Source organism: Halolamina salina, from assembly GCF_042678005.1.
Classification (GTDB): Archaea; Halobacteriota; Halobacteria; order Halobacteriales; family Haloferacaceae; genus Halolamina; species Halolamina salina.
On sequence record NZ_JBHUDH010000033.1, the window covers coordinates 52,720 to 58,449 of the forward strand.

Genomic DNA, 5,730 nt, shown 5'->3' on the forward strand with positions numbered 1-5,730 from the left:
CTCGCGTTGCTCGCGAGGACCTCGCGCTCGGCTCGCGACGGAGCGCGCTCCGCATTCGCGCCACCGCCTTCCAGAATCAACGGCGACTACGCGAACAGTTCCCGCGCGGTGTCGACGGCGTCGATGAGTTCGTCGATCTCCTCCTTGCGGTTGTAGAGGTAGAACGAAGCCCGCGTGGAGGCGGGGACGCCGAGCACGTCGTGCAGCGGCTGGGTACAGTGGTCGCCCGCGCGGACCGCCACGCCGTGATCGTCGAGGATCGAGGAGAGGTCGTGGGCGTGGACGCCCTCGAGGTTGAACCCCACCAGCCCGCCGCGCTCCTCGCGCGGGCCGTAAATCTCCACGTCGTCGAACTCGCTCAGTCGGTCGTAGGCGTACTCCGCAAGTTCGGACTCGTGGCGCTCGATCGCGTCCATCCCCACGTCCTCGAGGTAGTCGATCGCGGCGGTGAGGCCGACTGCCTCGGCGATCGGCGGCGTGCCCGCCTCGAACTTCCAGGGCAGGTCCTCCCACGTCGAGCCCTCGAACTCCACGCGCCGGATCATCGCGCCGCCGACGAGGAACGGCGGCAGTTCTTCGAGGAGAGCCTCCTTGCCGTACAGCACGCCGATCCCCGTCGGGCCGAGCATCTTGTGGCCCGAGAAGGCGTAGAAGTCGGCGTCGATCTCGCCCACGTCGACCGGGCGGGTGGGGACGGCCTGCGCGCCGTCGATGAAGGAGAGCGCGCCGTGCTCGTGGGCGATGTCGGTGATCTCCGCGACGGGGTTGATCGTCCCGAGCGTGTTCGAGACGTGGACCGTGCTGACCATCGCGGTGTCCTCGTCGACCTTCTCGCGCAGGTCGTCCATGTCCAGCCGGCCGTCGTCGTCGATCTCGACGTACCGGATCTCCGCGCCCTGCTTCTCACAGAGCTGTTGCCACGTGACGAGGGAGGCGTGGTGCTCCATCTGCGTGGTGACGACGTTCTCGCCGGGTTCGAGTTCGGTCAGCCCCCACGTGTAGGCGACGAGGTTGAACGCCTCGGTCGTGTTCTTGGTGAACACGATCTCCTCGCGGCCGTCGGCGCCGACGAACTCGGCCGCGCGGTCGTGGGCGTCCTCGTAGGCGACGGAGGCCTCCTGACTCAGGCTGTGGATGCCGCGGTGGACGTTGGAGTTGTACTGGTAGTAGAACTCCGTCATCGCCTCGACGACCTGCTTCGGCGTGTGGCTGGTCGCGGCGTTGTCGAGGTAGTACAGCGGCGTGTCGTCGTTCTCGTCGGGACCGGGAACGGTCACGTCGCCGCCGACTTTCCGGTCGAGGATCGGGAAGTCCTCGCGGATGGCGTCGACGTCGAGCGCCGGCGAATCGTGGGTAGCCATTGGGTGATAACTGGGGCTGGAGGTGCAAGGGGGCTTCGGTAGCGGGACCGGGAAACGTCGCGAGCGAAGCGAGCGACGGCAAACGGTCCCGAAGTGAGCGGGGAACGAAGTGACCCGCGAGCCGCGGGAGCAGGCCGGAAACACCGCGAGCGAAGCGAGCGACGGCTAACGGTCCCGAAGCGAGCGGGGACGAAGTGACCCGCGAGCCGCGGGAGCAGGCCGGAAACACCGCGAACGAACCGAGCGTTCCCGAGAAAGCGACCCCTAAATCTGCAACAACTGCGCGTGCCGGGTATCTCCGATCTCCAGCACCGTCGCCTCGTCGATGATCCCGGCCTCGACGGCGACGCCGACCGACTCCTCGCCGACGAGGTTCGCGACCGAGGCGCGGCGCAGGCCGTCGATCACGGCGTCGGCGTCGGCCTCGACGGCGTCCTCGCCGGCGTAGAACGACGCCTCGACCGTCAGCGAGATCTCCCCGTCCTCGAACGTCTCCCCGACGAGGTCGGGGTCACAGACGGAGACGAGCAGCCCGCGTTCGGTCTCGCGTTCGCGGAGGAGCATCAGAACTCTTCGACCATCTGCTGCTCGGCCTCCTCGCGCATCTCCTCGGCCCGCTGCCGGACCTCCTCGGCCTCCTCCTCGCGGCCCACTTCTTCCAGCGCGCGGACCTTCTCCTCCAGCACCTCGGCGTTGCTCATCCCGAGGCGCTGAGCGTTCTCGAAGCAGTCGACGGCGTCCTCGGCGAGCCCGCGCTCGAGCATGAAGAAGCCGCGGTTGTACCACGCCTGCGCGAAGCGCGGGTCGATCTCCACCGCGTTCTCGGCGTGGCGCAGCGCCTCCTCGCTCTGGCCGAACTCCCAGAGCGCGTAGGCGAGGTTCGTCTCGGCAGTGGCGGCGTGCTCGGAGTCGTCGTCGATGTCGATCGCCTCCTTGTACGCGCCGATCGCCTCGTCGTACTCTTCCAGTTCGGCGTGGGCGGCACCCTTGTTCACCCAGGCCTCCTGCTCCTTGTGGGGGTCCTCGGCGTACTGCGCGGCGCGCTCGAACGTCTCCGTCGCCTCCTCGAAGCGGTTGATCTTCGTGTAGGAGACGCCAACGTCGATGAGCTGGTCGACGTCGACCTCGTCTTTCGCGATGTTGCGCTCGTCGAGCAGGTCCGCGAGCACGCGGGTGTCGACGGGGTCGACCTCGCCGGGGTCGACTTTCAGTTCGGGCGGGTCGATGTCGAACTCCTCGAACTCGTCGGGGAGTCCCTGACCCTCCGAGAACTGGTGATCGCGGTCCTCACGGGGGTTATCACTCATTACCCGCAGTTCGCGGTCGTCGGGGGTAAGGGTTACGCGTCCAGCCCCAACGCTTAGTCGTCGCCGGGACCTGCCACCCCGGTATGCGCCTGTTCTTCGCGATCGACCTGCCCGACGATCTCCGGGAGCCGTTCGCCGCGATACAGGACGACCTCGCGGCCGCCGAAGGGCTGAGTTTCACCGACCCCGAACAGGCCCACCTGACGATGAAGTTCCTCGGCGACACCCCGACCGAGGACGACGCGGCCGACGACCCGACCGTCGCCGACGCGAAAGTCGCCGGCGCGGCGGCGGTCGACGCGGCCGACCTCTCGCCGTTCGAGATGGAAGTCGGCGGCCTCGGCGCGTTCCCCTCCGCGGAGTACATCTCGGTGGTCTGGGCGGGCGTCCGCGACGGCGCGGCCGACCTCGAAGCGCTCGCCGCCGCACTCGAAACGGAGACCATCGACCGGGGGTTCGACGCGGCGGACAACCCCTTCACGCCACACGTCACCCTCGCCCGGATGAACGACGCCCGCGGGAAGGACCTCGTGCAGGACCGCCTCCGGAACACCGACCCCACGGTCGGTCGCTTCACCGCCGAGGAACTCCGGCTGAAGCGCTCGGTCCTCGGCGACGACGGCGCGGAGCACGAGACGATCGCACGCTTCCCGCTCTGATTTCTCGGAGTGCCGTGCTACTTTCTGTCCTTCCGCTCGGAACAGTTATCTCCACTGACAGCGAAGTAGGGGTATGGAACTCAGCAACGTTCAGCAGTACGCGGGCGACCGCGGCGTCGACAGCGGGATGGCCGTCGACGAACTCCGACGCCGCTACGCCGCGCTCCGTGCCCGGGCGGCCGACAGCGAGGAAGCCGCCGCGGCGCGCCACCGGCTGGCCGAGCGGACGATCGACCTGACCGAGGAGTACTTCCCGGAAGAGGTCGCCGCGCGACGCCGGAAAGTCGCCGCCGCGGGATTCGCCGCCGGCCTCGTCGTCGGTGGCGCCGCGGGCGCGATGCTCCGCCGGTAGCTGTATCCCTCCGACCGATCTTTTCTCGCGACGACGATAGTCCGAACTACGCTTCGTCGGCGTCGACTGCCGCCTCGACAGGCTCGAACGCCGTCTCACAGGGCGGCCCGTCGGCGAAGTCGAACCGAACCGTCCCGTCCGCCCCGATCGAGAGCAGGGACGCCGAAACCGTCCCGTAGCCGTTCTGGTGGACACAGACCCCGTAGTCGTGATCGCCGAGCACGCCCGTCGCGCGGTCGAGCCACGCGTCGCTGTCCTCGTCGGGTTCGGGGAGGAGTGCGGTCCGGACGGCTGCGGCGTCCTCGGCCTGCTCCTGCCCGCGCTCCGGATCGGACGCCGGGATCGCGGGCGCGTCACTGGCGCCGACGTTGACGACGACGTGGACGCCGGGCTCCAGTTCGCGGACCAGCAGCCGGCCGTCCCACTCCAGCAGGTACGCCGCGTCGGCGTCGGCGAGCACGAGGTTGAACCCCGCATACTCGTTCTCCTCGACAGCGGCCTCGACCGTCCTGAGCGCCTCCTCGGCGGAGCCTTCGCCCAGCGCGTCGCGTGTGAGTAGCCCCCGCGAGCGCTCGCCCGCGAGGTCGGCGTCGGTCCAGCGGTTCGTGATCCCGACGAACAGGCCAGCGTCGTTGTACCCCAGCCACGTCCCCCCGGCCTCCGCGTCGCGGGGCGCGACGACGGTCGGCTCCCCCTCGATCCGCCCCGGCGGCTCGGACGGCCGGTCACGTTGCTCGTCGCGGTTCGCGGCCACGGCCACGGGCGCGTCGTCGAACACCTGCCAAGCGAGCGTCAGCGTACACACGGTCCCGGGTAGGCGCGGGCGGTGTTTAAGCCCCCGGCGTCCCACCTCCCGAGGAATGCTCGAAGGCGTCAACGTCGCGCTCGGCGTGACCGGCAGCATCGCGGCGGTAAAGGTCGTCGAACTCGCCCACGAACTCCGGCGGCAGGGCGCCGAGGTCCGCGGCGTGCTGACCGAGAGCGCGCAGGGGATCGTCCACCCGTGGGCGGTGGAGTTCGCGACCGGCCACGAACCGGTCACGGAACTCACGGGACGCGTCGAGCACGTCGAACTCTGCGGCCGCGACGGCTGGGCGGACGTGCTCCTGATCGCGCCCTGCACCGCCAACACCGTCGGGAAGATCGCCGCCGCGGTCGACGACTCGCCGGTCACGACGACCGCGACGACCGCCATCGGTGCGGACGTGCCGGTCGTGATCGCCCCCGCGATGCACGAGCCGATGTACGACCACCCGGGCGTGCTCGACGCGATCGAGACGGTCGAGTCGTGGGGCGTCGAGTTCGTCGACCCGCGGATCGAGGAGGGCAAAGCGAAAATCGCGACGGAGGAGGCCATCGTGACCGAGGTCGCCCGTGCGACAGCGCCCGACACCCTCGCCGGCCGGCACGTCGTCGTCACCGCCGGCGCGACCAGCGAACCGATCGACCCGATCCGGTCGATCACCAACCGCGCGTCGGGGAAGACCGGCCGCGCGGTCGCGAAGGCGTGCTACGTTCGGGGGGCGGACGTAACGCTGGTCCACGACGGCGACGACGTGCCCTACGCGGCGGTCAAGCAGGTCGAGCGCGCGGCAGAGATGTGCGACGCGGTACTCGCGGCAGTCGACGACGGCGCCGACGCGCTGATCTCCGCGGCGGCAATCTCCGACTTCACCGTCGACGCCGCCGACGAGAAGATCAAGTCCGGCGAGGAGCGCACGCTGACACTCACGCCGGCACCGAAGCTGATCGACGACGTTCGAGAGGCGTACCCTGAACTCCCAATCATCGGCTTCAAGGCCGAGACCGCCGGCGGCGACGAGGGACTGGTCGACGAAGCCCGCCGGATTCTGGACCGAGCGGGGCTTTCGTTCGTCGTCGCCAACGACGCGAGCGTAATGGGCGACGACGAGACGCGGGCGCTGCTGGTGCGCGACGAGGGGTACGCGGAGTTCGCCGGCAGCAAGGCGGATCTCGGCACGCGGGTAGCAGAAGAGTTGGCCGAAGTTCTCGGGGAGGCGTAGCTACTCCCGTTGTCGGTCCCGCGGCCG

The 5,730-nt window shown here is 69.4% G+C and carries 7 protein-coding genes; 3 read left to right on the forward strand and 4 right to left on the reverse strand.

The features are described 5' to 3' along the window. Positions 1-86: 86 nt before the first annotated feature. The 3 genes from ACFR9S_RS04205 to ACFR9S_RS04215 form a co-directional block, all read right to left on the reverse strand. Complete coding sequence (locus ACFR9S_RS04205) at positions 87-1,361, reverse strand: aminotransferase class V-fold PLP-dependent enzyme (RefSeq protein ID WP_379731325.1); 1,275 nt, start codon at positions 1,359-1,361, stop codon at positions 87-89. A gap of 264 nt (positions 1,362-1,625) precedes the next feature. Continuing rightward, positions 1,626-1,925, reverse strand: a complete 300-nt coding sequence (locus tag ACFR9S_RS04210) for a DUF424 domain-containing protein (RefSeq protein ID WP_379731326.1) — start codon at positions 1,923-1,925, stop codon at positions 1,626-1,628. Beyond that, positions 1,925-2,668, reverse strand: coding sequence for a tetratricopeptide repeat protein (locus ACFR9S_RS04215; RefSeq protein ID WP_379731327.1), 744 nt, complete (start codon positions 2,666-2,668; stop codon positions 1,925-1,927). Before ACFR9S_RS04215 ends, ACFR9S_RS04210 begins: the two co-directional genes overlap by 1 nt. Before the next feature lie 83 nt (positions 2,669-2,751). Here ACFR9S_RS04215 and thpR point away from each other — a divergent pair, with 83 nt between their 5' ends. Together thpR and ACFR9S_RS04225 are read left to right on the forward strand one after the other, a co-directional pair. Further along, on the forward strand, positions 2,752-3,327 hold the full coding sequence (gene thpR / locus ACFR9S_RS04220) for an RNA 2',3'-cyclic phosphodiesterase (protein ID WP_379731328.1): 576 nt from the start codon (positions 2,752-2,754) through the stop codon (positions 3,325-3,327). A gap of 73 nt (positions 3,328-3,400) precedes the next feature. Continuing rightward, positions 3,401-3,679: a hypothetical protein gene (locus tag ACFR9S_RS04225; RefSeq protein WP_379818122.1), complete on the forward strand. Its 279-nt coding sequence runs from the start codon at positions 3,401-3,403 to the stop codon at positions 3,677-3,679. 46 nt (positions 3,680-3,725) lie between these two features. Here ACFR9S_RS04225 and ACFR9S_RS04230 read toward each other — a convergent pair whose 3' ends face one another. Next, entirely contained in the window at positions 3,726-4,484 is a 759-nt protein-coding gene (locus ACFR9S_RS04230; protein WP_379818123.1) for an NRDE family protein, read from the reverse strand. 55 nt (positions 4,485-4,539) lie between these two features. On the opposite strand from ACFR9S_RS04230, the gene coaBC reads away from it, so the two are divergent. Next, entirely contained in the window at positions 4,540-5,703 is a 1,164-nt protein-coding gene (gene coaBC / locus ACFR9S_RS04235) for a bifunctional phosphopantothenoylcysteine decarboxylase/phosphopantothenate--cysteine ligase CoaBC (protein ID WP_379732410.1), read from the forward strand. The last annotated feature ends 27 nt before the right edge of the window (positions 5,704-5,730 follow it).